Consider the following 22,682-nt stretch of genomic DNA (forward strand, 5'->3'; position numbering starts at 1 on the left):
GCTCGCGCGCTCGTCATGACGCACGCCAGGTTACCAGGATTCATTGTAGAAATGTGGGTAATTGAAAGATTTCGTCAAATGTAAACAGACCCTAGGTGGTAGCCATTGTGATGCGGATGCAGCAAGATCGAGGCGAATCCGTGGTCCGGAACCTCACGGGTGTATTGGAAAATTCCTCCTGGTTGCAGTCCGTAATGATCGGTCATTTCGCGGAATGTTGTGATGGCATGGAACACGGTACCTCTCGCAATCATCCACAGTGCGAAGAACAGAAGCGCGAAACGCATGCCGAAGATCACATCGAGTAAGGTTTCGCATGAAACCCACCACAGAACGATCTCGAGCCGCTGGCGGTGTGCGAGTCGCCTTCCGGCGAAATGCCCGAAGAGAGAACCAGCCAATATCGCTGGATTATTGAGTACGCGCCCGTAAGCGTCGAACCAGTGATTACCTTCATGCGTAACGCTCGATAGGTAGTCAGGGTCGTGAGTTGGATCGCCGAGCCAGGCATGATGCCGCGCGTGCTGGAGGCGGTAGAGCGTCAGGTCATTGAAGAGTGCTGGAGCGAGGAAGATGCGCGCCATCCAGTCATTGACGTTGCGGCGGGCACTCAGGTTTTTGTGGCTGGCTTCGTGCAGCAGGTTGCCGAGTGCCCGCTGCCGGTTGCCGATCACGAAGATTGCCACAACCGTAATCCAGGCGCCGATGCGGTAGTCACTCCAGACCGCAAAGCATATGATCGCCCAGTCCAAGGCAATGTCCAATAGCGATCGCCAAGCGCTGGCGCGAGGGATGTGCCAGCGTGCGCCTGTCAGGGCGATAGCTGAATGTATAGTTGTCTGATCGGCCATGACCGACGATGATGTGGCTAAACTCATCGCAGGCTCCTTCTGGTTACGTTAGGTCCCCGAGGGATCTACTCTGCGATACGTTTTTGTATCAGTAGAAGCATTGATCTGATCTTAGTCGGCCAATCGTATTTGAGAGGCTGCGGTTAGAACTGCTACGCAGCGTCTAGAATTTCTAAACACAGGGAGCGTGAACACCCTCTCCTGTGGCATAACGTCACTTTTTTCGGAGGGGTGCGTTGAGCGAAAAGGATCTTGCGAAGCTGTGTGCGACTCTCAGTCCGGTTATGGCGGAGCCGACCTATGTCTATTGTTCTTTTTCAGACTCCGTCTTGCCGTCCGGGCTATTGGCCCTTTGTACCGTAAGGGAGCGAGAGGGGCTAACGGCAATCGTGGAGCGCGATGATGCCCAACGCCTTGGGTTGCCGTACACATACGATGCTCGTCTGATCACCTTGTCGGTTCATTCCAGCCTCGAGGCAGTTGGATTTATCGCAATAGTCAGCCGCGAACTCGCGGCGGCGGGTATCCCATGCAATACGATCGCGGGCTATTACCACGATCACATCCTCGTTCCGGTTGACCGGGTGGAAGAGGCAATGACCGTGTTGCGGACAATCGCGGCGACGTCCTGCGACTGTCCTTGAGCTGGACTTGCACGTCAGATTTCGCGGACTGCCCGGGCCCGTTATTTTTTCTGCATTGCCGGCAATTTTCTTCGCGCCTACAGGTTCGGTCTTGCTCCGGTGCCATGTGTTCAATAAATTAAAGAAAACATAAGAAGATATGTCGGAGGACTGCCGGAGCATCTGGTCCAGTCGTGCTTTGACTGAGGGGACTACATTTGTGTAGTACGACTCCGCGCAGAGTTGGGAAGGAGGGAATATGTTCGAATCGGCTGAGGATCATCCAGCCCCGACACTACCGGAAATCGATGCAAACCCTGATCTTGAATACTGGCGCCGTCGTAGTGAAGAATCGCAGGCTTTAATTGCACGTCTGACGGCCCGTCTTAGAGGGCGTGATCGTCGTATCAGGTTGCTGGAACTCGCCATATCCCGGACGGCCGTCATGCATCATGTCTGGGCCACACATCTGGAACGCAGGCTCGAGCGGTTGCCTTTGGCCGGTGTGGCAGGTCAGGCCCGCAGGCATGAAGCCGTTTCAGAGCGTGAGAGCGCAGTAATTGTTGATCTTCCTCACCTGACGCACACTCTCGAGGCTCTTTTCGACGTTATGCGGGAGCATTGGTCGGAGTGGGATCCCGAACGACCGCCTAAATCTTCTACAGTTGCGCGCGCCATTGATGAGAAGCTGGGCCTCAAGGGGCAGGCCAATGGTGAAGCCTCGCGCAGCGCGCAGACCTTTGCTGCCGCACTGAGGCCGGATTCGGTTGTTGAGTCCGATGGCCGCCATCGCTGACGTTCACTACCCGACGGGATGTTCCGACGATATGACGGAATTGCCCGTCAGGTTCTCCCGCTGCTTGAATGGAGCCCATGCAGGAACTCATTCGGGCAATACAGCGGGAGGTCAATCATGTCCGATAGATTGCGTGGGGTGGGCGCGATATTGCGGCGCGGCGAGGTCGAACAGGAAGTCGGGCTGAAACGATCGACAATCTACCAGCGGATGCAGGAGGGGACGTTTCCGCGTCCGATCCGCCTGGGTGAACGGGCGGTTGGCTGGCGTGCGACCGACATCGAGCTTTTTCTTGAAGATCCCGCTGGATATCGCACGCCCCCGTCCGACGACGAGGCACGCGATGGATGATCACCTGAAACCGCGTTCGCTCGATGCCCGTCTGGATAACTGGGCGACTGCGAGTCGCGGTCCGTATGACCCGGCGGATGCAGTTCGCATAGAAGAGGCGTGGCGGCGGCTCGCAACGCCTCAGCGGGATTTGTTGCGCATGGTGTACCTGTGGCGCGCCGGTCGCGAAGTGATTTGCCGTCGACTCAGGATTCCACGATATCCGTGGTGCCGGTTTGAACTCGAACTGGCCTGCGCCAAGCAGGCATTAGCGGGTTTGCTGATGGAGAAGCCATGAGGTAGAACGGCCCGGCAATACGCTGGGAAACGGAGCAGATGGCCGATAAGATTCAATTTCGGTTGCCGGCGGTAAAGCTCCGTTCGTAGTCGACAATCTGTTCCGGTCAACGTGCCAATGTGTGATTGGCACAACCGAGTACGCGTGAGCGGCCCCGACGTATCGACGGATGCGTGTATGCACGGTGGTTATTTCACGTCCCGAAGCCTGCGTTTGAAGGCTTCTCTGCTTTGATCCCCCTTGAGCTTGCGGTGAGCCTCTCGGCGCCGCGGGCTCCTCTTCCCGCTTCCGCTCTCATACGCCGGTGCTGCATTGATGGAAGGAAGCGGATCATGAAGATGTTTCAGCCGATAGTGGACGGATCGCGGTTGCGCACGATGCACGGCATCATGCGCCGGCGGTCGCTTGCCTTGTCGTTGCTCGCCGGTACGTCGGTCTTCGCGCCCGGCCTGGCTCTGGCTCACGCCGACGACTGGGGCTGCCAGGTTCTCCTCTGCCTCTCCAATCCGGGTGGTCCCGAACAATACGGCGCGTGCGTGCCGCCGATCGAGAAACTTTGGAACGCGCTGCGCCACGGCGATCCTTTCCCGACCTGTGATTTTGGCGCAGGCGGCTCGCAGGGTACTTTCGCGACCGACATCTTCGCGAGCGGCGCTTACTGCCGAGAAGATCTCCTGTACTGGGGCGGTCCCGAGCAGAGCGAGCTGCTGTGCCATGCCACTGGGGCAATCAACGTCGAGATCGACAACCAGCTATATACCCGCGTCTGGTGGGACGTATCGGGTTCGGAACCGACGATCAACGAGTTCTATGGTGCGGGCAGCACGCAGGTGTCGTATGACCCGTCACAGTCCGCTGCGCTGTTCCTGCAGCAGACGGAACAGCAAAACGGCTTCGGTGAAGGAGGGCAATGATGCCGCCGCTCGATTTCACCACGCTCGCTCAGTTGTGTGCGCCACAAGTCGCATCGATCACTATGGCGGCGATCGTGCGGACTGAGTCGGGCTTCAATCCTTATGCGATCGGGGTCGTGCGAGGCCGGCTGGTGCGTCAGCCGGTGAGTGAGGCCGAGGCGGTTGCCACCGCCCATGCACTCGCTGCCGGTGGCTGGAATTTCAGCGTCGGGCTCGCACAGGTGAACCGTGCGAACTGGCCCACGTACGGGCTGAGCGAGTGGAGCGCCTTCGACCCGTGCCGTAACCTGGCCGCGGGCGCTGCAATACTGCGGGGCTGTTTCGAACTGGCGCGGCGCGCGCGAGCGGATACCAAGCGCGATTTGCAGTCGACCCTGCGCGCGAGCCTGTCGTGCTACGCAAGTGGCAATTTCTCGACAGGGTACCGCACCGGCTATGTACAACGGGTTATCGATAACGCCCGACTGCCGGCGCCACCATCCTCTCATGCAGTCGTACCGGCGATTGAGCCCATCCCGGTCGTTCCGGTTGATCCCGCCGTGCCTTCGAATCCGGTGCGATCCCGATCAGCTGATCACCCCGTATCGGAGCCACCTGACGCCTCACCGGGTACAAATGTTGGCGAGCCAGCCGGCAGCGCCGTGGTGTTCTAGTTCACTGGACAGACGATAGCAGTCCCATCGAAAGCAGAAAGGAGACAATGATGAATTCAGGAGTACATATTGTTAATCGGTGTTGTCGGAACGTGCTGATCAGAGTTCAGCCCGGTCGCAAAGTGGCACGTCAAATCGCCGCTACGGTTACGACGATACTCGTTGCCTCCCCGGCTTGGGCACAGCTCTCGCAGGTCAACACGCTCCTGAGCACAATCCAGACGACGCTCCTCGGCGTGGGCGGCGTGATCTGCTCGATTTCCATCATCTGGGCGGGCTTCCGGATGATGTTCCAGCATGCCCGGTTCGGTGATATCGCAAACGTGTTTATCGGGGGTCTCTTTGTCGGTTGCGCGACGGTGATCGCCGGCATGCTGATTCCGACGAGCTGATCCGAGGCGACGAATCATGAACTCGCTCAAGGATCCGGTTTTCAAGGGATGCACGCGACCCGCGATGATCTGGGGTGTACCGCTCGTGCCATTCCTCATGATTGGCGGCGGCATGCTGATTCCGGCTATCTGGGCGCTGCTGGCCAGTCCGCCGCTCGGCGTCGGACTGTTGTTCCTGATGATCCCGGTGTTCGTTGCCATGCGCGTCATCACGCGCCGCGACGACCAGCGCCTGGCGCAGTACGCACTGCGCCTGCGCATGGTCCTGCGTCAGGGTAACCGCCGCTCCTGGGGCGTACACGCTTACGTGCCGGTCCGCCTCAAGAGGAGGGCGTGACATGCGAGCTACCCCGAAACACGTCGACGTCGCGAACCGCGAAGTGGCACTGGCCGACACCATCCCGTATTCGACGCACGTGACGGATCAGGTGATCAGCACGCGCGAGGGCGACTACCTGCGGATCTGGAAGCTCTCGGGCATCGCATTCGAGGCCACCGATCCGGCCGACATCCTCGTGCGTCACGACGGATTCAACCAGCTGGTGCGTGGGCTGCCCGGGGGCCACGTGGCGCTCTGGTCGCATCGTCTGCGTCGGCGCGTGTCGGATCACTTTGCCACGCCATACGGCAACCGATTCTGCCAGGAACTGGCGACACGCTATTACGCGGGCTTTGCAGGCTACCGGATGATGGCAAACGAGCTTTATCTGACGCTCGTCTACCGGCCGAACCGCACGAAGCTGGGGCGCGTATTCAGTCGGGCTGCGCGTCGCACGCGTGACGATATCCGGCACGACCAGCATGAAGCACTCAAGGCAATGGACGAGCTGGCAGCTCAACTCGAATCAAGCCTGAAACCCTATGATCCGGTGGCGCTCGGGGCCTATCGAAAGCCAGGCCTTCATACCCGGCGTCCTCGCCGGTATTCGTCGGCGCTGGAACTGCTTGGCTATCTCGTCAATGCCGTCTGGGAGCCGCAGCCGGTTCCCTCGGGGTCAATCCGTGAGGCGCTGCCGACCTCCCGCCTGTTCGTCGGAGTGGAGAAGGTCGAGATCCGCATGCCAGCCGCGACACGGTATGCCGCGTTACTCGACCTGAAGGACTACCCCGAAGACACCGAGCCCGGCATGCTCAACGGCCTGCTGTACGGCGACTTCGAATATATCGAAACGCAGAGTTTCACCATCCTCGACAAGCCTGGCGCAAAGGAAGCGCTCGAACGGCAGCGCAACCAGCTCATTGCCGGCGAAGATGTGGCGCTCTCCCAGATAGGGGCGATGGATCAGGCATTGGATGACCTGATCAACGGCGATTTCGTGCTTGGCGAGTATCACTATTCGCTTGCCGTACTGGCCGATACGCCTGGAGACGTGTCGAAGCACGTCGCGAAGGCGCGCACGCAGCTCGCCGACGCTGGATTCCAGACGGCGCTGATAGATCTCGTGGCCGATGCCGCGTGGTTTGCGCAGCTGCCGGGCAACTGGCGCTACCGGCCGCGCGAGGCAAAGCTCACGTCCCGGAATTTCTGTGGACTGTCCAGCCTGCACAACTTTGCGACCGGCAAGCGCGACGGCAATCCATGGGGCGAGGCGATCACGATCGTCAGGACGCCGAGCGGTCAGCCGCTGTATCTGAATTTCCACGTCACACCGGAGAAGCAGGATTCGGCCGATGAGAAGGCGCTTGCCAACACCCAGATCGTCGGCCAGGCCGGTGCGGGCAAAACGGTGCTTGAGCTGTTCCTGCTCGCGATGGCGATGAAGTACGGCATCACGGCCGTCCTGTATGACAAGGACCGTGGTACCGAGATCGCGATTCGCGCGATGGGCGGGACATACACCGTGTTTCGCCGTGGCGAGCCCACCGGGCTCAACCCGTTCCAGATGACACCCGATGAAGCCGTGCTCGATTTATGGGAGCGGCTCGTGCGCAAGCTCGTTGACACGGGTTGGCTGCTGTCCGCGAAAGACGAGCTCGACATCTCGCGCGCGGTGCGGGAAGTCGCCCGTATGGACAAGCCGTTGCGACGCCTGTCGATGGTGCGGCAACTGCTGCCGAACGTGGGCGAGAACAGCCTGCATGCGCGCCTCGCGAAATGGTGCATGGGCGGGCGGCTCGGCTGGGTGCTTGACAACCCAACCGACCGAATTGATCTTGCGCGCTCGGGTCTTTTTGGGTTCGACGACACCGAGTTGCTGGACGATGCCGAAGTCTCGACGCCCGTCACGATGTACCTGCTGCACCGGACTGAAGGTCTGATCGACGGCCGGCGCTTCATCTACTTGATGACGGAGTTCTGGAAACGGCTCTCCGACCCCGTCTTCACGGATTTCGCGAAGAACAAACAGAAGACGATCCGCAAGCAGAACGGCCTGGGGATTTTCGATACGCAGTCGCCCGCCGACGTGCTGCGCAGTGATATTGCGCGCGCACTGGTCGAGCAGAGCGCAACCTTCTTCTTTCTGCCGAACCCGCGGGCGGATTACGACGATTATGTGCACGGCTTCAAGCTGACCGAGGCAGAGTTCAACATCGTGCGCAATCTTGGCGGGAACAGCCGCATGTTCCTCGTCAAGCAGGGCCACCGCTCGGCCGTCGGGCGGCTTGATCTTGCGGGCATGGGCGATGTGCTCGATGTGCTGTCTGGCACCACCGATAACGTCGAACTGCTCGACACGATCCGCGCACAGGTTGGCAACGACCCCGACGTGTGGCTACCGGTTTTCCACTCGCAACTGGCGAAGCGCCGCGCAGCGCAGCGGGGAGGCATGTAATGAGTGGCCTCTTTACCGCGATCGGCGGCACGCTCGAGAACGGCATGTCGACCTACGTGACGAACGTCTCGTCGGCGCTATCGGGCGTGCTTGTCCCTGTCGTGACGACGGCCGTCACGATCTGGGTCATCGCCTATGGTCTGGCGGTCGTGCGGGGCGAGGCGCATGAAGCCGTGCCCGCGTTCGCGTGGCGCGGGCTCAAGGTCGCTGCGATTCTCACCTTCGCGCTCGGCAGCGGCATCTACCAGCAGCAGGTCGTGACGGCCGTCAGCGGGGCCACGGCGGGCCTCGCCCAGACGATCCAGAACGCGGCGAACACGACGGGCGGTGGCAATCCCGGATGCGGATCGGTCAGCGGCAGCAGCGTGACGGCGACCAGTGCGACCAGTATCTACCAGACCCTCGACTGCTACGACCAGCAGATCGATCTCGTGCTGGATGCCTATTCCGAAAAGGCCACGCATGAAGGGCTCAGCCCGAGCGGACTTGCTGCGGCCATCGGCGACATTGTGTGCGGGTTCGTGGCGGCAGTGGGTGGCTCGATTTTCCTGATCGTGCTCGCGTTCGAGGTCGTGATGGGCCGCATGCTGCTTGGCCTTGTGCTCGGGATCGGACCGATCTTCATAGCGTGCGCCGCGTTTGCACCGACTTCCCGCTTCTTCGAGGCGTGGACCGCCAAAGTCGCGAATTACGCCCTGCTGCAGGTACTGGCTGCAGCTTTCCTGGGCATGGCCCTGACGGCATTCTCGACCGAGCTCGCGCCGTTCCAGGTGACAACGTCGGCGCCCGGTACCAACCCGGCCGCCCTCGTTGCAGCGGGCCAGGCAGCGCTGGAGGCGTCGGCCGCGTGGGGCGCAGCACTCGGCATGTTTGCGACGGCCATTTTCCTGGCGATGGTCGGCTGGCAGTTGCCCTCTGTGGCGTCCGGACTGTCCGGCGGCGCCACGGTATCCGGATTCGGGGCATTCGTGGCCGGTGTCGCGTCGCGCCGCATCGCGACCGCGATCGGACAGGCACTCAATCGCAGCGGAAACGGCCCGCGTCCCGGTGGCACGATTCGCGACCGGACGGGCTCAGGCGGCGGGTCGGGAAATTCAGGTGGTGGTTCGATGCCCGCGTATCAACGCGCGGCACGGGCCAACCTCGGACAGCAGGGTAGTTGAGTGAGGTGATCATCATGACAGGACGATTCAGGATAGCCGGTATCGCAGTCATATGGGCAGGGCTTTCTTCCGTGGGTCGTGCGCAGGGCATTCCGGTATTCGACGCGCAGAACGTGGCTCAGGCCATTGCGACGGTGCTCCAGCTTGAGCAGGAGGTCCAGCAGGAAATCCAGATCTACCAGTCGACGGTCGGCACGCGCGGCTTTGGTGCGCTTCTGAGTAATCCGGTGGTTGCCAGCTCGCTGCCGTCGAACTGGCAGAGCGTCTATACCGCGGTTCAGAACGGAGGCTACGACGGGCTGACGGGGAGCGCTCAGTCCCTGCGCTCGGCGAGTGAGATTTACAACTGCCAGGACCAGGCGGGTATAGACCAGCAGGTGTGCCAGCGCGCGCTGAACAAGCCGTTTCAGGACAAGGCGTTCGGCCTGCAGGCGTATCAGACCGAGCTGCAGGAACTGAACCAGATCCAGAGCCTGATGCAGCAGATCGACGTGACGCAGGATCCGAAGGGCGTGGCGGAGCTGCAGGCGCGCATCCAGACCGAGACCACGACGGTCGGCAACGAAATGACGAAACTGCAGCTTTTCCGGATGCTGGCTGAGACCGAAGACAGGCCCGTGGCCGAGCAGCAGAGCGAACTGGTGTTGAGCCGGGCCGGTAATACTGCCCGGCTGCAGGATCAGATGGCGCCGGCTTCATTCGGGAACTGAGGGGACGGCCATGTACAGAATTCTGATGGGATCATTTCTAGTAAATTTCGTTATCCTTATCAATGGATGTTCGTCAGGGCCGCCAAAGCTCGTCCTGCCGGACGGATCACATCGCGTGCCGATCAACCGCGTGTTTCCCGTTCCGGCGTCATCCGTTCCGTTGAAACCGCCCGCCGCATCGACCGTCGGAGCCGGAACATGAGCGCGCACGAAGACTATGGGCGCGTACTTGACATCGAGGCGTCGCTGACGCATCTGCAGGAGCGCTCCGAACGGCGGGCATGGCATGTTGCCTACGCCGCAGTCTGCGTGGCGGCGCTCAGTGCGGTGGCACTTGCTGTGATGGTGCCGTTCTACCGGGTTGTGCCGTTACCGATCGAGGTTGATCGCCTGACGGGCGAGTCTCAGGTGATCGACGTGCTCGATGCGCGTCATGTGCACACGAAGGAAATCCAGGACAAGCATTGGGTCGAGGCATACGTGCGTGCTCGTGAACGCTTCGAGTGGGGCCTGCTGCAGATGGATTACGACAGCGTGCTGGCCATGAGCGATGACGTGGTTGCACGTGATTACCGGGGTATTTATAGCGGACCGGATGCGCTGGACCGGCAGCTTGGTCCGGGCACCGAACGGCGTGTGCGGATTCTCTCGACCACGCTGCCGCCCGATGAACCGGGGCATGCGGTGGTGCATCTCGAGCGCACGACGTTTAAAAACGGCCAGGCGAACGCCGAGCCCACGCAGCGTTTTGTGATCACGCTCGCTTACACCTACCGCCCACCTGTATTCACGCGCGAAAGCGTTGCGGTCGCGAATCCGTTCGGTTTCAGGGTGACGGCTTACAGCCGGGATCCCGAATATACGCCGTCGGCTTCGACCGCGACAGCGGGAGGTATGCCATGAGAGCACTTCCTTTCCCGGCGCTCTGGCTTGCCGGCCTGCTGGTCGTGAGCCTGTCCGCCCGCGCGTATGACGTGCCTGGCTGGTCCAACGATTCGCGGGTCCGGCAGATCGTGTATGCGTCTGACGCCGTTGTGCGTATCGAAGCGCAGCGCGGCTTTGCCACCCATATTGCGCTTGATCCGCACGAACAGATCCAGGTGGTGGCGCCCGGTGACCGCGACGGCTGGCAGGTGGTGGCGAACAGGGGGGATCACGACGTGTACCTGAAGCCGCAGCTTGCCGCGCATGACTCGAATCTCGAAATCCGTACGGACAAACGCAGCTACAGCTTCGATCTGGTGGTGCTGCCGCTGAAGGCGAGGTTCGCAAACGGCGACGAGATGTATCGCGTGACGTTCGTGTACCGGGGGGAGATGAAGGCTCATGCGCAGGCTGAAACCGATGCTGAAGTCGTTTCCCGGCGCCTCGCCCAGTCGCCCGCGATACGCAACACGCGTTATTCGATGCAGGCCATGCTGCATTCGGACGATATCGCGCCGACGGCGGCCTGGGATGATGGCCGGTTCACGTACATCCGCATTCCCAGCAACCGGCGCATCCCGGCGACGTTCCGGGTGGCGGACAACGGAACGGAAAGCGTGGTCGACAAACATATGGAAGGCGACACGATCGTGGTTCACGAGGTGGCGAAGCGCTTCGTGTTACGTCTTGGTGATGAGGTTGTCGGTATCTGGAATGACGCGTACGACATGGATGGCGTGCCGCCCAGTGATGGCACGACGGTCAGCGGCGTGAAACGTGTCTTGCGGAGTCGCGACGATGAGTGACGATACTCGCAACACGATCGAACCGGACGAACCTGCCGATGGTGGTTCGACAAGGTATGGCCGGGATGCAGAGGGCGTGTCCGGAACGTCGGCCGATCGCGGGATGCCGGTGCTCGGGCAGTACCGGGGCACGCGCCCCCGCGCCTGGTGGCTGACGCCGCTTGTCGTCGTCCTCGTAGCCGGTGCCGGCGCGGTCTGGACGATTCACACGTTCCTTGCGCGTCACGACGCAGAAACGAAAGCGCATCGCGATGCCGTGGCGGAGACATCGACTCAGGGGCGCGTGTTCAAGGACACGCCGGCTGCGGCGAGCGCGGCATCCGCGCCACCCGTGGCAAGCGCACCTGTCCCAGGGGCGGTGCCAGTCGTGGTCAGTCCACCTGTTTCGGTTCAGCATCGGGCACCTGCTCGCAGCTACTACGATGCGCCTTTACTCGCGGCGGGCAGCACGTCCGGGGCGGGGGGGCAGGAAGGTGGCGTGACGGGCATGCTCCCGGCGGCGGGTATGTCTGGCGGAGTCGCGGAAGCAGCCTCGCCGGTGGCTGCAACCGTCTCAGCCCGGTCGGCTGCCGCACCCGGTCAGAGCGGGGCCGGAGCACTTGCCCAGGCGTTGACCCCGACCGCCACGCCGCGGGTGCGCGCGGACATGCTGGGTGACCGCAGCCTCATCCTTGCGCAGGGCGCCAAGATCGACTGCGCAGGCGACACCGCTTTTGATTCGACCGAGGCAGGGCTGTCGACCTGCACGGTGACAAAGAACGTCTATTCCGATGACGGGCGGGTGGTGCTAATCGAGCGCGGGTCCCAGATCAACAGTCAGTATCGCTCGAACCTGTCACCTTGGCAGAAGCGGACCTTTATCCTTTCGGCCCGCATCGAGACGCCTCACGGTGTGACCGTCGAGATCGATTCGCCAGCGGCTGACGCGCTCGGGCGCATGGGGATTGACGGTTATGTGGATAACCACTGGCGTGCGCGTATCGGCGCGGCCATGCTGCTCGGCTTCACCCAGGACGCGATCGGCTATCTGGCCACGCGCGGCGGCAACAGCAATGGGTCCGTCGTTTACGAGAACACGCAGCAGCAGGGCAACGACATGGCCACGCGGGTGCTCGACAGCACGATCAACATCCCGCCGACGCTGACGCAGAAGCAGGGAGCCGAATTTACGATCGTGGTTGCACGTGATCTGGATTTCGGATCCGTCTACGCCCTACGGCCGGAGGCCACGCCATGATCGCCCACGCTGCCATACAGGATCGAGCTGGCGATGCGGTGCTCGCGCGGCTTCCTGACGACGCATCGGTCCGCGAGCTGATGCGGCCATTCGCGCCGCTGCTCGACGATCCCGATGTCACGGAACTGGTCATCAATCGTCCGCAGCGCGTGCTGACCGAGACACACCTCGGCTGGCACGGCCACGACTATACCGATCTTGACTACGAGCGCCTGATGTCGTTCGCGGTGGCGGTCGCGACACTCGCAAACCAGGAGGTGTCGGCCCAGCATCCGGTTCTGTCCGCGCTGTTGCCCGGCGACGCGCGTATCCAGATTGTGGTGCCGCCCGTCGTACCACCGCGTACTGTCTCGGTCACGATCCGCCGGCCGTCCGCACGCGAAAAGGGCCTCGACGTGTATCGCGACGAAGGGTTGTTCGACGACACCGTGTGGCATCGTCCGGATGGCCTCGACGCGACGCTGCCGGCGCTGCGCCCTGAGGATCGCAAGCTCGTCCAGTGCCTGGAGGCGCGGGACTGGGGCACGTTCTTCCGGCTGGCCGTGACCGGGAGGCTCAATATCGTCATCGTCGGCAATACGGGCTCCGGCAAGACCAGCTTCATGAAAACCTTGTGCCGGTCGATTCCGTCAACCGAGAGGATCGTGACGATCGAAGATGTCCGGGAACTGTTTATCCGACACATCGAGAACTGCGTCCACCTTCTGTACAGCAAGGGTGGGCACGGGCAGGCGCGCGTAACGCCGGCCGATCTGATCGCGAGCACGATGCGCATGCGGCCCGATCGCGTGCTGCTTGCCGAACTGCGGGGTGCTGAAGCCTATGACTTCCTGAAGTTGCTGACAACCGGACACGCAGGCTCGATCACCAGCTATCACGCATCGAGTGCAACGGTCGCGATCGAACGCTTTGCGCTGATGGCGAAAGAGCATCCCGAAGCCGCGGCATACGACGATGCCGCGCTGAAGCGCCTGCTGTTCCTGACCATTGACGTGGTCGCGCACATGGAGGCGCATGCGCTTTACGACGACGCGGGTGAGCAGATCGGCAAGCGCTGGGGCATGACGGAAATCTGGTTCGATCCTGTGCGCAAGGTGCGCACGGCATTCGGGTGAGAACGGCATGAACACGAACCATCGATCCCTGGCTCACGCGGAAGCCGCAAGCACGGTAGCGCATCACGTGCGGACCGCCCTGGTCGCGCTCGTGATATTGGTGGTGGTAACGGGCGCTCTGGTGGCTTCACTGTGGCTCGCGTCCTTCTTCCTGTACGCGAGCCTGCGGCTCAATCCCTTCCATGCGGGGCTATGGGGTTGGCCCGATGCGGTACTTGCCTGGCGTGATGGCCAGATGTCGAGCGGTGGCCGGCGCGTGGCGGGTGCGGCGTTTCTGGGCGCGCTCGTCGCGGTGGGTGGTCCGGCAATGGGGCTTTACACGCTATGGGAGCGCACCGGACGTCGGCGCCTCTATGGCAGCGCGCGGTTTGCCAGTGAAGCGGAAATCCGCGCGGCGGGGTTGCTATGAATGCGCGCCCCGTTGCGGATGCACCAGCCATCGTCGTCGGCGTATGGCGAGGGCGTTATCTGCGCTTCACCGGTCAGCAGTTCGTGCTGCTCGCCGCCCCCGCGCGCTCGGGCAAGGGTGTCGGTATCGTGATCCCGAACCTGTTGAGCTACCCCGATTCAGTCGTGGTACTCGACATCAAGCGTGAAAACTATGTCCTGACCGCGGGGTTCCGGCGTGCGCACGGGCAGGAGGTATATCTGTTCGATCCGTTCGCAGAAGATGGTCGCACGCATCGGTACAACCCGCTATCAGCGATCTCGGACGGGCTGTTCCGCGTAGGCGACATCCTCGCGATCGGTTATGCCGTGTATCCGCCGGGCGGCCACGATGATTTCTGGAAGGACCAGGCGCGCAACCTGTTTCTCGGCATCGTTCTGTTGCTGTGTGAGTGGCGCGACGCGAGAAGGACCGGGAAGGGGCAGTCGACTCCCGACTATCCGGTCACGATCGGCGAGGTGCTGCGGCAGTCGTCGGGCAACGGCATGCCGATCAAAGCATACCTGCAGCGCGCGCTCGTCCAGCACCGTGGATTGCTAACCGGGCCCTGTGTCGACGCCCTGAACCGCTTCCTGTCGAACGACGACAAGGTGCTCGCGAGCATTCTCGCGACGTTCCACGCGCCGCTCACGATCTGGGCCAACCCGGTTGTCGATGCGGCCACGAGCGCCAACGACTTTGATCCGCGCGACCTGCGGCGCCGTCGGATGTCAGTCTATATCGGGATCACGCCCGATCACCTGTCGGAAGCAGCCCTGATCGTGAATCTGCTGTTTTCGCAAGTCGTCAATCTCAACACGAAGCAGTTGCCCGAGGCCGATCCCGCACTCCGGTTCCAGTGCCTGTTGCTGCTCGACGAGATGACGGCGATTGGCAAGATCCACATCATCGCCCGCGCAGTCGCTTACATGGCTGGCTACAACCTGCGCCTGCTTTCCATTGTGCAGTCGGTTGCGCAACTCGAATCCGTCTACGGCCGGGCCGACGCACGTACCTTCCTGACGAACCACGCGATGCAGATCCTGTATGCACCGCGCGAGCAGAAAGATGCGAACGACTACTCCGAAATGCTCGGCACCTTCACGGATCAGTCCCGTAGCATCAGCCGTTCGAACGCGATCTTCGGTGGCCGGGGCGGATCTAGCGAGAGCATATCCGAGCAGCGCAGGCCGCTACTGTTGCCGCAGGAGATCAAGGAGCTCGGGCGCGACAAGGAAATCATCGTGCTGGAGAACACCAAGCCGATCCTCGCCGACAGGATCTCCTACTGGCGTGATCCCGTCTTTGCCTCGCGGGTGTTAAGCGCACCATCGGTGCCTGCCATGAATCTCGCGCGTTTCAGTGCCCAGGTCGAGCGGCGGCTGCGCGAGGTGCAGCCCGAGGAGATCGATCCGGACGGCACCGGCCTCGTTCATCTGCCAACTGAGTATCTGGAAGTGCTGCAGGCCTGGGATCCGCGCGACCTGCCGCCGCGTCTGGCTGATCTCAGTGAGGACGAAGTGACAGCCTATGTCGAACGGCACTTCATGCTGCTGGGTGTCCCGGCCGCACGGCTTGCGCAGGCGAAGCGTCGCTTGTCGGTGGCGGACCTCGACGTCGCGGAGCTGGTGCCAGCTAAACCCATCCGTGCGAAGCGCAGACCTGTGCCCGCCGCCAGATCGGGTGTTGTGCAGATACAGGGAGGCCGGCAATGAGTGCACCGCATGTTGACGAGACCGCACGCGCGCGTGCTGCGCTCGCTGTAATTCCCGCGGACGAATACGGTACGTGGGTAGACATGGCATTTGCGCTCAAGAACGGCTTTGGTGACGCTGGTTTCGAGATCTGGGACGAATGGAGCCGCACGGCCGGCAATTACAACGAGCGTGCTGCCCGCACCACGTGGCGTTCGGTGAAGGAGTCGGGTGGCAAGACGCTCGCCTCGCTGTTCTGGCTCGCGCGGCAGCACGGTTTCGATCTGAAGCGCACGCATTATCCCGACCGGATGGCGACAACATTTGCGGTGAGTCCCGAAGTACTTGAACGGCGGGTACGTGAAGAGGCACGGCAGCAGGCCCGTCATGAGGCGGTAGCCCGCGAAGCGCAGGCGATCTGGCAGTGGGCGCGACCAGTCGGTCCGGAACACCCGTATCTCGTACGCAAGCACCTCCAGCCGGTGCCGGCACTGCGTGAGCTGGAGGCCGTTGAACTGCACGCGTTGCTGGGCTATGCGTCGGCGAGCGAAGAGCAGCCGCTCACGGGACGCGTGCTGGTGGTGCCGTTCTGGATCGGCGAGGCGATCTCCACGCTGGAGCTGATCGACGAACATGGCCTCAAATCTTCGCTGGCAGGTGGCCTCAAGAAGGGTGGGTACTGGATTGCCGGGCCGGCACCGGTTGCCGGAGACCCCTCCACGCCGATCCTGATCGGCGAGGGCATGGCCACCGTATTGTCCGCCTACCGGGCGACGGACTGGCCGGCGCTCGCGACGCTGTCGAGCGGGACGCTGCCTCAGGTCGCCGCAATCCTGCGCGAACGATATCCCGACGTCGGGCTGGTTGTGCTTGGGGATCTCGGGCCGGGCGAGAGCAGAGCCCGTCAGGCGGTGGAAGAGTCGCAGGCGCGTCTGGCACTGCCGGTATTCGCCGACGGCGCGCGTATCAACGACAAGGTGCCGACCGATTTCAACGACATGGCGGTGCTGTCGGGCTTTGGGGATGTGGGCGATTGCCTGCGGGAAATCGCGTACCGGGATGTCGGGCTGGCGGCTGTGGGTGTGGAGTCGACAGTAGGTATTGCAACCGGCGGAAAGCTGGACGACCTGAAGGAGGAAATCATGAGCCGCGTGAAAGAAACCCTGGTGAACGATGCAGAGGATGTTTCTCGTCGTCGCTCGTCGAAGCGTACCGAGCCAAAGCAGCACAACATGCCGGAATCCTCTGCGCCGACGAGCGAATCAGCGATTCCAGAGCGCCCGCCAACCGAGCCTTCCGTGGTACCCCCGGTTGGTGGTTCTCCTGCGGTCGAGTCGCGACGTCTGGCGCCGATACGCCCACCGGTGGGTGAGCCGCTGTTCGAAGTGGCCGATGTGCCCAACGAGATCCGGGCGCTGGCCGAACATCGTTTCGGCACACCGTTGCGCATGGGGACACCGCGTGAGAACGGCGGCCCCTACCGCGGCGAGGTGTTCAACACTGAGCACTACCTGATCCAGGAGGTGGCGACGCGCAGTGTCGTCTTTCATCCAAAGGCGCAGATGGAGTTCGCCTCCGACCGGCTCAGATGGATGGATCAGAACGCCCGGCTGAATGGCTCGGAATTGCAGGTCGGTTACGACGGTGACCGGCCGAAGGTCTATCCGTGGGATCGGGCGCGTGACCTGCTGGAGCGCACCGTCGGCTCACTCAAGAAATCCGCGCGTGAGTTGAATTTCAGTCCGAACCTCGAGGTGATGCTCGACCAGTTGCACGCGCGATCGTGGGCACGGGTGCGCGAAGCACGCGCGGCGGCGCTGGAGCAGTCGAAGGAGCGGGCGGCGTCGCAGGATCCTCCCGGGCCGGACCGCTAAACCGCCTCACGTGTCGCCGGTTGTGGCGAGTCGTACCTGATCAGGAAGAGGTCGCATCATGACTGAAACATCTCCTTTTGCCGCTCCGGTCATCAACGTGATCGAGCAGGATATTCCCGGGCGTCCGGGGTTTGCGGAGCAGTCCGGTGACGATGGTCGGAGCCGTCAGCTGGACGCGGCCGCGCTGGATGCCGTATCAGCCCGGCGCCGCCGCGAGTTTGACGCGGCGCGCTCACGCCTGCGTGATCAGGCGATCCGCGACGATGATAAGGCGGTACGGCAGCCCGGTACGGCTCCGACTGCAGATGCGCCGCCGGGGAACAACGACACGGCGCGCGTGCCACTTGATCAGCCGCCCGAACGGGTTCGCAAGCGCTACCTGCGTGCGTGTCACCAGTATTTCCTCAAAGATGCACCGTATCAGCTCGCGTTCGAGGATCTGGGACCATACCTCGTCACGGAACACAATCGGCCGGACGTCGTGGAGTCGATGGTAGACATCGTGGCGGCAAAGTCGTGGCGTCGCGTTCGGGTGTCGGGACATGAGGTATTCCGAAGCGAAGTGTGGCTGCGGGGGACGTTGCTCGGCATCGAGGTGAGTGGCTACGAGCCAAAAGCAGCAGACCTCGCGCGTCTGGCGGATGCCCGGCAGTCGCGCATGGACAACTGGATCGAGGCCGATGCGTCGATGCCTGCGGCCACGTCGCAAGCGCGTGCCGAAGAGACCAGCACGTCGGTGCCCGCATCCGCGTCCACAACCGGAATACCTGTGGGAGTGAGCGACACATTTCGCGCGGCGCCGTCCCGCACCGGAGAACATGTGGGGTCGCGCCAGGTTGAACGACAGCCGGCGACTGGCGACGAGCCTGATGCTCCGCGGCGGTATGCCGGCGAACTGCGCGAACATGGCCGCGCACCCTATCAGAACAACCCGGCTCGCAGCGACTCGTATTACGCGGTGTTCTGCGATGCGACGGGTGCCGATCACGTTGTCTGGGGTGTCGATCTCGAACGGGCGGTGCTGGAGTCGCGTGCCGAACCCGGGCAGCAAATCACGCTGGAAAACCTGGGTCGGCGGCTCGTCACGGTGAATGTGCCGATCCTCGATGACCGCGGCATGGTGGTGGGCGAGGAAGAGAAGGACTTTTACCGCAATACCTGGCAGGTCGAAGTGGTGGAGCGCGAACGCTCGGTGGCCGGGTCCGTGTCCCGCTCCGGGCGCGCATTCGATCGTGCCACGGCTCCTATTGGCAAGCCGGCGAACGAGGACAGGCAGGAACGTCAGCCTTCCACGATATCCGACGAGGACAAGGTTCTTCACCTGGCCGTTCTGGTCGGCGCCATGCGGGAGCAGGGGTTCAGCGTGCGGTCGATTTCACGCGTGCAGCGGCGTGCCGAACAGTTGCTGGACGCGTTCGGCAGGGAGGGTATCCCATTGCCGCGGCCGAAGGTCTTTGATCCGAAAGCACCTTCGGAGCGGGACCGCCGGGCACGGCCGGGTGACGGGCATGCACCGGTCCGCGAGATCGAGCGGACACCCACCGAACCCTCACCTGCGCGCTAGAGGGAGCCATGCCTCAGCGCGAACGCCTGTGCGTTGAACTCGGCGAAATGCGGCCGGGTTGGGATCAATGGTGCGCGCGCAGGGGCATGACGGTTGGTGAAGGCGTGCGGCAACTGATGGCATCCGCACTGCGTGCCGACGCTGACGACACCGACATCCGTGCCGAAGCAAATCTCCGATGGAGCGCTATCGGCGTTCCTCGCGCTCGAATCGAGATCAGGCTGACGCTCGCTGAACAGGAGGCGCTCGAGCGGCGAGCAGTGGTGTCGGGCCTGACCAGCAACCGCTGGATTGTGGCGTTGATCCGAGCGCAGTTCATGAAGGAACCCCAGTTCGGCGTGCAGGAGATGCAAGCGCTGACGGATTCGAACCGGCACCTTGCTGCGATCAATCGGTGGCTTGGACAGATCGCGCGTGACGGGAGTTTGGCAGATATCGGACGAAATGGGGGTGGAAATATGGACGCAATCCGGGACGTGATAGATGTTCATCTGCGCGCCGTGGCAGCCGTAATTCGCGCGAACCTTGATCGATGGAGCCGGTGACATGCCTTATCCGAAGGTCTACATTGATGCGATGCTTTTGAACTGGGGCGACCGTCTGTTTCAGGAACCGTTCAGGCATGCCCGCGCGCAGCGGCTTTCGCGTGCAGGCATGCGTGATGAAGCCACGCGCATGCGCGATCAGTTGGCCCGGACACTCAGGCGCTCGCCTGAAGTCATGATCAAAATCACCAACAAGGCGTCGAGTGCTCAGGGTATGGGCGCGGTGCGTCGGCACTTGCGCTATATCTCCCGCAACGGGCAGGTCGAACTGGAAGACCAGAACGGGGACTCGATTGCTGGTGCCGACGCTGTACGTGACCTTGTGCGGACCTGGCAACTCGGAGGGTGGGGGATTCCGGAAACGAATACCCGTCGTGAGGTATTCAATATTCTGCTGTCGATGCCGCCAGGGACGAACCGACAGGCCGTGCGCGATGCTGCACGGGATTTCGCGGCGCTCGAGTTCGGGGATGGGCGCGCTTATGTGTTTGCGGCGCACGACGACGAGGCTCATCCGCATATCCATCTGAGCGTGCAGGTGCGTGGGCCGGATGGTCGGCGTCTCAATCCGCGTAAGCAGGATCTTTGGCGCTGGCGTCAACGGTTCGCAGAGCAGCTTCGCGAGCACGGCGTCGAAGCGAATGCGACACCCCGGCGCACGCGCGGTATTACGCAGCGTTATCCCGGGCAAGGTGTCGCGCATATGCTGGCGCGTGGAGAAGTGCCGATGTACTGGCGGGCGGTCGCGAGCACGGAGCAGAGGCAGGCAGGCTGGAAGTCTCACGATGGAGTATTTGCTGCGTGGCGGGAGGTAGCGCAGATGATGGCAGCGTCGCCCACAAGACCGGATCGGGCGATGGCTGTCGGCATTGTGGATTTCGTGAAAGCAATGCCAGTGCAGCGGGATGCGCCAGCTATTGGACCGCGACCGGAAAGGGAGCCCGTCGGCGTGAGTCCCATAGTGCCGGACCGTGGCGCCCAACCCGATAAAACAGGTCCGGACGTCGAGCGTTGATGCGGAGATGCCCAGATTGCCTCGGATCGGCGGCAATCGGCATCTCGCCAATACCCTGCTCTTGCGCTTTCCGCTGCATCTCTGCCCATATGGAGGTGTTTGCCGACGCCACGGCACTTCTTCATGCGGCCGTGAGCGGGCTCCAACTAATGGGCCTCTGTTCAAGGATTATGGATCGACAAACCATGCAGGGCCGCCCTTATAAGTCGCGAAAAGCCGGAAGAAAATCACGATCACGAGAAGGGGAATACCGTAGAGGGCAACAGGGAAAAACAGTACAAACTGGAGCGACGAGCCGCCGATGCCGTGAAGGAGGTCGGTGTCACGAACGTTTTCAACTACCAGCCAGATCGCCATAGCGAGGCCCATCGCCATGAGGACAAGTCCGCCCGGCGGCTGCGTATGGCGAAGCGGGGCAGTTACCCAGAAATAGTATCCCCACCAGAGGAAATTGATGCCGATTGCCGCGAGCCAGAAGTCACGCGCCGAAAAGAAACTGCAACCGAACCGGCGCCGGCAATGGCGACTGAATAGCTGGATTCCCTTTGCAACCCCGCACAGGATAGCCACGACGATGGCGAGCTTCAGGATGTCCATGCGACGTTCTCCTCTGCGAGGTGCTCCTTTCAGCGCTGGATTCGCAGGAAAGACATGTCTCGCTATCTTCTTCCCCAATATAGACGGTCGTCGGGCGAATGCAACGTGGCTTTCGTTGAGCGGTCAAGAAAGGTGTGGTTGGAGACACGAGGTGGCACATCACTGTGCCGGTCACTGATTGTCAGAGAATGCGACAGGTCGATCGTTGTCTCCGTGCGCCCACGCAAAACTGCGATCGGATCCTTGCCACTGACTTTGTGAGTGCTTCACCAGCTTAACGGAGATGGATACATTGAGTGCGGGAGCGCTGTCGTTGTCTGCAGAAACACTGCAAGGGAGAAGTTGGAATCCTTAGCAAACCGAAATAGGTCGTGCCAGATTGCAACGCCTATTGCAGACTCAAACTTGCGACAAGCGGTGGAACTGCACTCGCAAGTCGCGCGAAGCTCTCCTTTTGATTCCCTACCTGCTATCGCGTTCGCTACACCGACTCGAATGACAAGCGCAGATAATGCGGAAAGCCGGGGACGCAGAGAAGATTATTTTTATTGCATTCTTCGCCACGATGTAGCAAAGCACATCTCCCCCGGCGACAGGGCGCGAAGGTGGCGTTGGCGAGACGTTGGCGGGATTTTTGAAGTGGAGCCGGCGCCCGTTCGGTGCCGCATCGTCGCGCCGATTAACGGCGCGGAGGGAATGGAGGAACAGCGATCGCGCCGAGGAAGCGCAAGTCGATCAATCATATGAATGCGATCCTTACCGGCCGGTCGCAAGACAAATTTCCTACGCTCGTTCAGTAGGGATCGCCGTTGATAAGGCCAGAGTACGTAACACGAGGGACCGTTATGGAATCAGTCCGGCGTCCCACGAGACTCAAAGTTTCTGTAGTCGATTTCTAAGCGTACTGTGCGATTCCGTTACCGAAGGACCAGTTTTCCTTTGCAACCTCGACGAGGCTGATGAAGAGATCCTCCCGTCGTAAGCCCACTCGCTCATATAAGCCGTCTGCAAGAGCTTTATAGAAGGCTTTCTTTATGTCGACGTCTCTTCCACTGTTAAGAGTGATCTGAACAAAGATGACCTTCGGTGAACGTTCGATGCCGAGATAACCTGGATCCGCAATCATGTCGGACGCGTTGTGTTCGCTAACCACCATAAAGCGGTCGTTCACGGGCACATTCATTGCACCTGTCATGGCTTTGTAGACTTCATCGGCGACGGCGGTACGGTAGTCCTCGGTTTGGCCGAGCGCCATATTGATGCGTACGAGAGGCATTTTATTTCTCCGGTTGTGAGGTACCAGTCGGCATTGGCAAAAGTGCTACCTCAAGGTGAGCGGTGATTTTTCACGTAGACGGCACAGTGCCATTATGGCGTCGG

At 61.8% G+C, this 22,682-nt stretch carries 24 protein-coding genes; 21 read left to right on the plus strand and 3 right to left on the minus strand.

The features are described 5' to 3' along the window. Nucleotides 1–74: 74 nt before the first annotated feature. Nucleotides 75–878, minus strand: coding sequence for a fatty acid desaturase family protein (locus tag HDG39_RS31490; RefSeq protein ID WP_184011726.1), 804 nt, complete (start codon nt 876–878; stop codon nt 75–77). Between the two features lie 209 nt (nt 879–1,087). Between HDG39_RS31490 and HDG39_RS31495 the strand changes: the two genes are divergently transcribed. From HDG39_RS31495 to HDG39_RS31595, 21 genes are all read left to right on the plus strand, one after another. Then, nucleotides 1,088–1,495, plus strand: coding sequence for an ACT domain-containing protein (locus HDG39_RS31495; protein ID WP_184011728.1), 408 nt, complete (start codon nt 1,088–1,090; stop codon nt 1,493–1,495). Between the two features lie 238 nt (nt 1,496–1,733). After that, nucleotides 1,734–2,270: a hypothetical protein gene (locus HDG39_RS31500; protein ID WP_184011730.1), complete on the plus strand. Its 537-nt coding sequence runs from the start codon at nt 1,734–1,736 to the stop codon at nt 2,268–2,270. Nucleotides 2,271–2,387: 117 nt separating this feature from the next. Then, nucleotides 2,388–2,621 (plus strand): helix-turn-helix transcriptional regulator, encoded by a 234-nt coding sequence (locus HDG39_RS31505; protein ID WP_184011732.1) that lies wholly within the window; start codon nt 2,388–2,390, stop codon nt 2,619–2,621. Then, nucleotides 2,614–2,898 (plus strand): hypothetical protein, encoded by a 285-nt coding sequence (locus HDG39_RS31510; RefSeq protein WP_184011734.1) that lies wholly within the window; start codon nt 2,614–2,616, stop codon nt 2,896–2,898. The genes HDG39_RS31505 and HDG39_RS31510 overlap by 8 nt, the downstream gene beginning before the upstream one ends. 332 nt (nt 2,899–3,230) lie before the next feature. Next, nucleotides 3,231–3,812: a hypothetical protein gene (locus HDG39_RS31515; RefSeq protein WP_184011736.1), complete on the plus strand. Its 582-nt coding sequence runs from the start codon at nt 3,231–3,233 to the stop codon at nt 3,810–3,812. Beyond that, entirely contained in the window at nt 3,812–4,465 is a 654-nt protein-coding gene (locus HDG39_RS31520; protein ID WP_184011826.1) for a lytic transglycosylase domain-containing protein, read from the plus strand. Before HDG39_RS31515 ends, HDG39_RS31520 begins: the two co-directional genes overlap by 1 nt. Nucleotides 4,466–4,515: 50 nt before the next feature. After that, nucleotides 4,516–4,857: a TrbC/VirB2 family protein gene (locus HDG39_RS31525; protein WP_184011738.1), complete on the plus strand. Its 342-nt coding sequence runs from the start codon at nt 4,516–4,518 to the stop codon at nt 4,855–4,857. Between the two features lie 16 nt (nt 4,858–4,873). Further along, nucleotides 4,874–5,194 carry a VirB3 family type IV secretion system protein gene (locus tag HDG39_RS31530; protein ID WP_184011740.1) on the plus strand — a complete coding sequence of 107 codons (321 nt, stop codon included), beginning with the start codon at nt 4,874–4,876 and terminating at the stop codon, nt 5,192–5,194. A 1-nt stretch (nt 5,195) separates the two neighbouring features. Next, on the plus strand, nt 5,196–7,631 hold the full coding sequence (locus HDG39_RS31535) for a VirB4 family type IV secretion/conjugal transfer ATPase (protein WP_184011742.1): 2,436 nt from the start codon (nt 5,196–5,198) through the stop codon (nt 7,629–7,631). Beyond that, nucleotides 7,631–8,794, plus strand: a complete 1,164-nt coding sequence (locus tag HDG39_RS31540) for a TrbL/VirB6 family protein (protein WP_184011744.1) — start codon at nt 7,631–7,633, stop codon at nt 8,792–8,794. Before HDG39_RS31535 ends, HDG39_RS31540 begins: the two co-directional genes overlap by 1 nt. A gap of 14 nt (nt 8,795–8,808) precedes the next feature. Continuing rightward, nucleotides 8,809–9,504 (plus strand): P-type DNA transfer protein VirB5, encoded by a 696-nt coding sequence (virB5, locus tag HDG39_RS31545; protein ID WP_184011828.1) that lies wholly within the window; start codon nt 8,809–8,811, stop codon nt 9,502–9,504. 198 nt (nt 9,505–9,702) lie between these two features. Continuing rightward, the gene (locus HDG39_RS31550) at nt 9,703–10,407 is read left to right on the plus strand and encodes a VirB8 family type IV secretion system protein (protein WP_184011746.1); all 705 of its coding nucleotides are present in this window, start codon (nt 9,703–9,705) and stop codon (nt 10,405–10,407) included. Continuing rightward, a complete protein-coding gene (locus HDG39_RS31555; protein WP_184011748.1) occupies nt 10,404–11,234 on the plus strand; it encodes a TrbG/VirB9 family P-type conjugative transfer protein in 831 nt (276 codons plus the stop codon). Before HDG39_RS31550 ends, HDG39_RS31555 begins: the two co-directional genes overlap by 4 nt. Beyond that, nucleotides 11,227–12,471 (plus strand): type IV secretion system protein VirB10, encoded by a 1,245-nt coding sequence (gene virB10 / locus HDG39_RS31560; RefSeq protein ID WP_184011750.1) that lies wholly within the window; start codon nt 11,227–11,229, stop codon nt 12,469–12,471. The genes HDG39_RS31555 and virB10 overlap by 8 nt, the downstream gene beginning before the upstream one ends. Next, on the plus strand, nt 12,468–13,586 hold the full coding sequence (virB11, locus tag HDG39_RS31565; RefSeq protein WP_184011752.1) for a P-type DNA transfer ATPase VirB11: 1,119 nt from the start codon (nt 12,468–12,470) through the stop codon (nt 13,584–13,586). The genes virB10 and virB11 overlap by 4 nt, the downstream gene beginning before the upstream one ends. Before the next feature lie 7 nt (nt 13,587–13,593). Next, on the plus strand, nt 13,594–13,995 hold the full coding sequence (locus tag HDG39_RS31570; protein WP_184011754.1) for a hypothetical protein: 402 nt from the start codon (nt 13,594–13,596) through the stop codon (nt 13,993–13,995). Then, nucleotides 13,992–15,728, plus strand: coding sequence for a type IV secretory system conjugative DNA transfer family protein (locus HDG39_RS31575; RefSeq protein WP_184011756.1), 1,737 nt, complete (start codon nt 13,992–13,994; stop codon nt 15,726–15,728). Before HDG39_RS31570 ends, HDG39_RS31575 begins: the two co-directional genes overlap by 4 nt. After that, the gene (locus HDG39_RS31580) at nt 15,725–17,581 is read left to right on the plus strand and encodes a PriCT-2 domain-containing protein (RefSeq protein WP_184011758.1); all 1,857 of its coding nucleotides are present in this window, start codon (nt 15,725–15,727) and stop codon (nt 17,579–17,581) included. Before HDG39_RS31575 ends, HDG39_RS31580 begins: the two co-directional genes overlap by 4 nt. Nucleotides 17,582–17,639: 58 nt before the next feature. After that, on the plus strand, nt 17,640–19,145 hold the full coding sequence (locus tag HDG39_RS31585) for an LPD7 domain-containing protein (protein ID WP_184011760.1): 1,506 nt from the start codon (nt 17,640–17,642) through the stop codon (nt 19,143–19,145). An 8-nt stretch (nt 19,146–19,153) separates the two neighbouring features. After that, nucleotides 19,154–19,690 carry a plasmid stabilization protein gene (locus HDG39_RS31590; protein ID WP_184011762.1) on the plus strand — a complete coding sequence of 179 codons (537 nt, stop codon included), beginning with the start codon at nt 19,154–19,156 and terminating at the stop codon, nt 19,688–19,690. 1 nt (nt 19,691) lies between these two features. Next, the gene (locus HDG39_RS31595; protein ID WP_184011764.1) at nt 19,692–20,705 is read left to right on the plus strand and encodes a relaxase/mobilization nuclease domain-containing protein; all 1,014 of its coding nucleotides are present in this window, start codon (nt 19,692–19,694) and stop codon (nt 20,703–20,705) included. Nucleotides 20,706–20,873: 168 nt separating this feature from the next. On the opposite strand, the gene HDG39_RS31600 is transcribed toward HDG39_RS31595, so the two are convergent. Next, complete coding sequence (locus HDG39_RS31600) at nt 20,874–21,302, minus strand: hypothetical protein (protein ID WP_184011766.1); 429 nt, start codon at nt 21,300–21,302, stop codon at nt 20,874–20,876. An 895-nt stretch (nt 21,303–22,197) separates the two neighbouring features. After that, nucleotides 22,198–22,578: a tautomerase family protein gene (locus tag HDG39_RS31605; protein ID WP_184011768.1), complete on the minus strand. Its 381-nt coding sequence runs from the start codon at nt 22,576–22,578 to the stop codon at nt 22,198–22,200. Nucleotides 22,579–22,682: the final 104 nt, after the last annotated feature.

The sequence above is a fragment of the Paraburkholderia lebeckiae genome (assembly GCF_014201005.1).
In the GTDB taxonomy this organism is placed as follows: Bacteria; Pseudomonadota; Gammaproteobacteria; order Burkholderiales; family Burkholderiaceae; genus Paraburkholderia; species Paraburkholderia tuberum.

What these genes read in the sequence shown, in the direction of transcription:
- HDG39_RS31490 (WP_184011726.1), bottom strand. Translation starts at nt 878, where the DNA reads ATGAGTTTAGCCACATCATCGTCGGTCATGGCCGATCAGACAACTATA.
- HDG39_RS31500 (WP_184011730.1), top strand. Translation starts at nt 1,734, where the DNA reads ATGTTCGAATCGGCTGAGGATCATCCAGCCCCGACACTACCGGAAATC.
- HDG39_RS31505 (WP_184011732.1), top strand. Translation starts at nt 2,388, where the DNA reads ATGTCCGATAGATTGCGTGGGGTGGGCGCGATATTGCGGCGCGGCGAG.
- HDG39_RS31510 (WP_184011734.1), top strand. Translation starts at nt 2,614, where the DNA reads ATGGATGATCACCTGAAACCGCGTTCGCTCGATGCCCGTCTGGATAAC.
- HDG39_RS31515 (WP_184011736.1), top strand. Translation starts at nt 3,231, where the DNA reads ATGAAGATGTTTCAGCCGATAGTGGACGGATCGCGGTTGCGCACGATG.
- HDG39_RS31520 (WP_184011826.1), top strand. Translation starts at nt 3,812, where the DNA reads ATGCCGCCGCTCGATTTCACCACGCTCGCTCAGTTGTGTGCGCCACAA.
- HDG39_RS31525 (WP_184011738.1), top strand. Translation starts at nt 4,516, where the DNA reads ATGAATTCAGGAGTACATATTGTTAATCGGTGTTGTCGGAACGTGCTG.
- HDG39_RS31530 (WP_184011740.1), top strand. Translation starts at nt 4,874, where the DNA reads ATGAACTCGCTCAAGGATCCGGTTTTCAAGGGATGCACGCGACCCGCG.
- HDG39_RS31535 (WP_184011742.1), top strand. Translation starts at nt 5,196, where the DNA reads ATGCGAGCTACCCCGAAACACGTCGACGTCGCGAACCGCGAAGTGGCA.
- HDG39_RS31540 (WP_184011744.1), top strand. Translation starts at nt 7,631, where the DNA reads ATGAGTGGCCTCTTTACCGCGATCGGCGGCACGCTCGAGAACGGCATG.
- virB5 (WP_184011828.1), top strand. Translation starts at nt 8,809, where the DNA reads ATGACAGGACGATTCAGGATAGCCGGTATCGCAGTCATATGGGCAGGG.
- HDG39_RS31550 (WP_184011746.1), top strand. Translation starts at nt 9,703, where the DNA reads ATGAGCGCGCACGAAGACTATGGGCGCGTACTTGACATCGAGGCGTCG.
- HDG39_RS31555 (WP_184011748.1), top strand. Translation starts at nt 10,404, where the DNA reads ATGAGAGCACTTCCTTTCCCGGCGCTCTGGCTTGCCGGCCTGCTGGTC.
- virB10 (WP_184011750.1), top strand. Translation starts at nt 11,227, where the DNA reads ATGAGTGACGATACTCGCAACACGATCGAACCGGACGAACCTGCCGAT.
- virB11 (WP_184011752.1), top strand. Translation starts at nt 12,468, where the DNA reads ATGATCGCCCACGCTGCCATACAGGATCGAGCTGGCGATGCGGTGCTC.
- HDG39_RS31570 (WP_184011754.1), top strand. Translation starts at nt 13,594, where the DNA reads ATGAACACGAACCATCGATCCCTGGCTCACGCGGAAGCCGCAAGCACG.
- HDG39_RS31575 (WP_184011756.1), top strand. Translation starts at nt 13,992, where the DNA reads ATGAATGCGCGCCCCGTTGCGGATGCACCAGCCATCGTCGTCGGCGTA.
- HDG39_RS31580 (WP_184011758.1), top strand. Translation starts at nt 15,725, where the DNA reads ATGAGTGCACCGCATGTTGACGAGACCGCACGCGCGCGTGCTGCGCTC.
- HDG39_RS31585 (WP_184011760.1), top strand. Translation starts at nt 17,640, where the DNA reads ATGACTGAAACATCTCCTTTTGCCGCTCCGGTCATCAACGTGATCGAG.
- HDG39_RS31590 (WP_184011762.1), top strand. Translation starts at nt 19,154, where the DNA reads ATGCCTCAGCGCGAACGCCTGTGCGTTGAACTCGGCGAAATGCGGCCG.
- HDG39_RS31595 (WP_184011764.1), top strand. Translation starts at nt 19,692, where the DNA reads ATGCCTTATCCGAAGGTCTACATTGATGCGATGCTTTTGAACTGGGGC.
- HDG39_RS31600 (WP_184011766.1), bottom strand. Translation starts at nt 21,302, where the DNA reads ATGGACATCCTGAAGCTCGCCATCGTCGTGGCTATCCTGTGCGGGGTT.
- HDG39_RS31605 (WP_184011768.1), bottom strand. Translation starts at nt 22,578, where the DNA reads ATGCCTCTCGTACGCATCAATATGGCGCTCGGCCAAACCGAGGACTAC.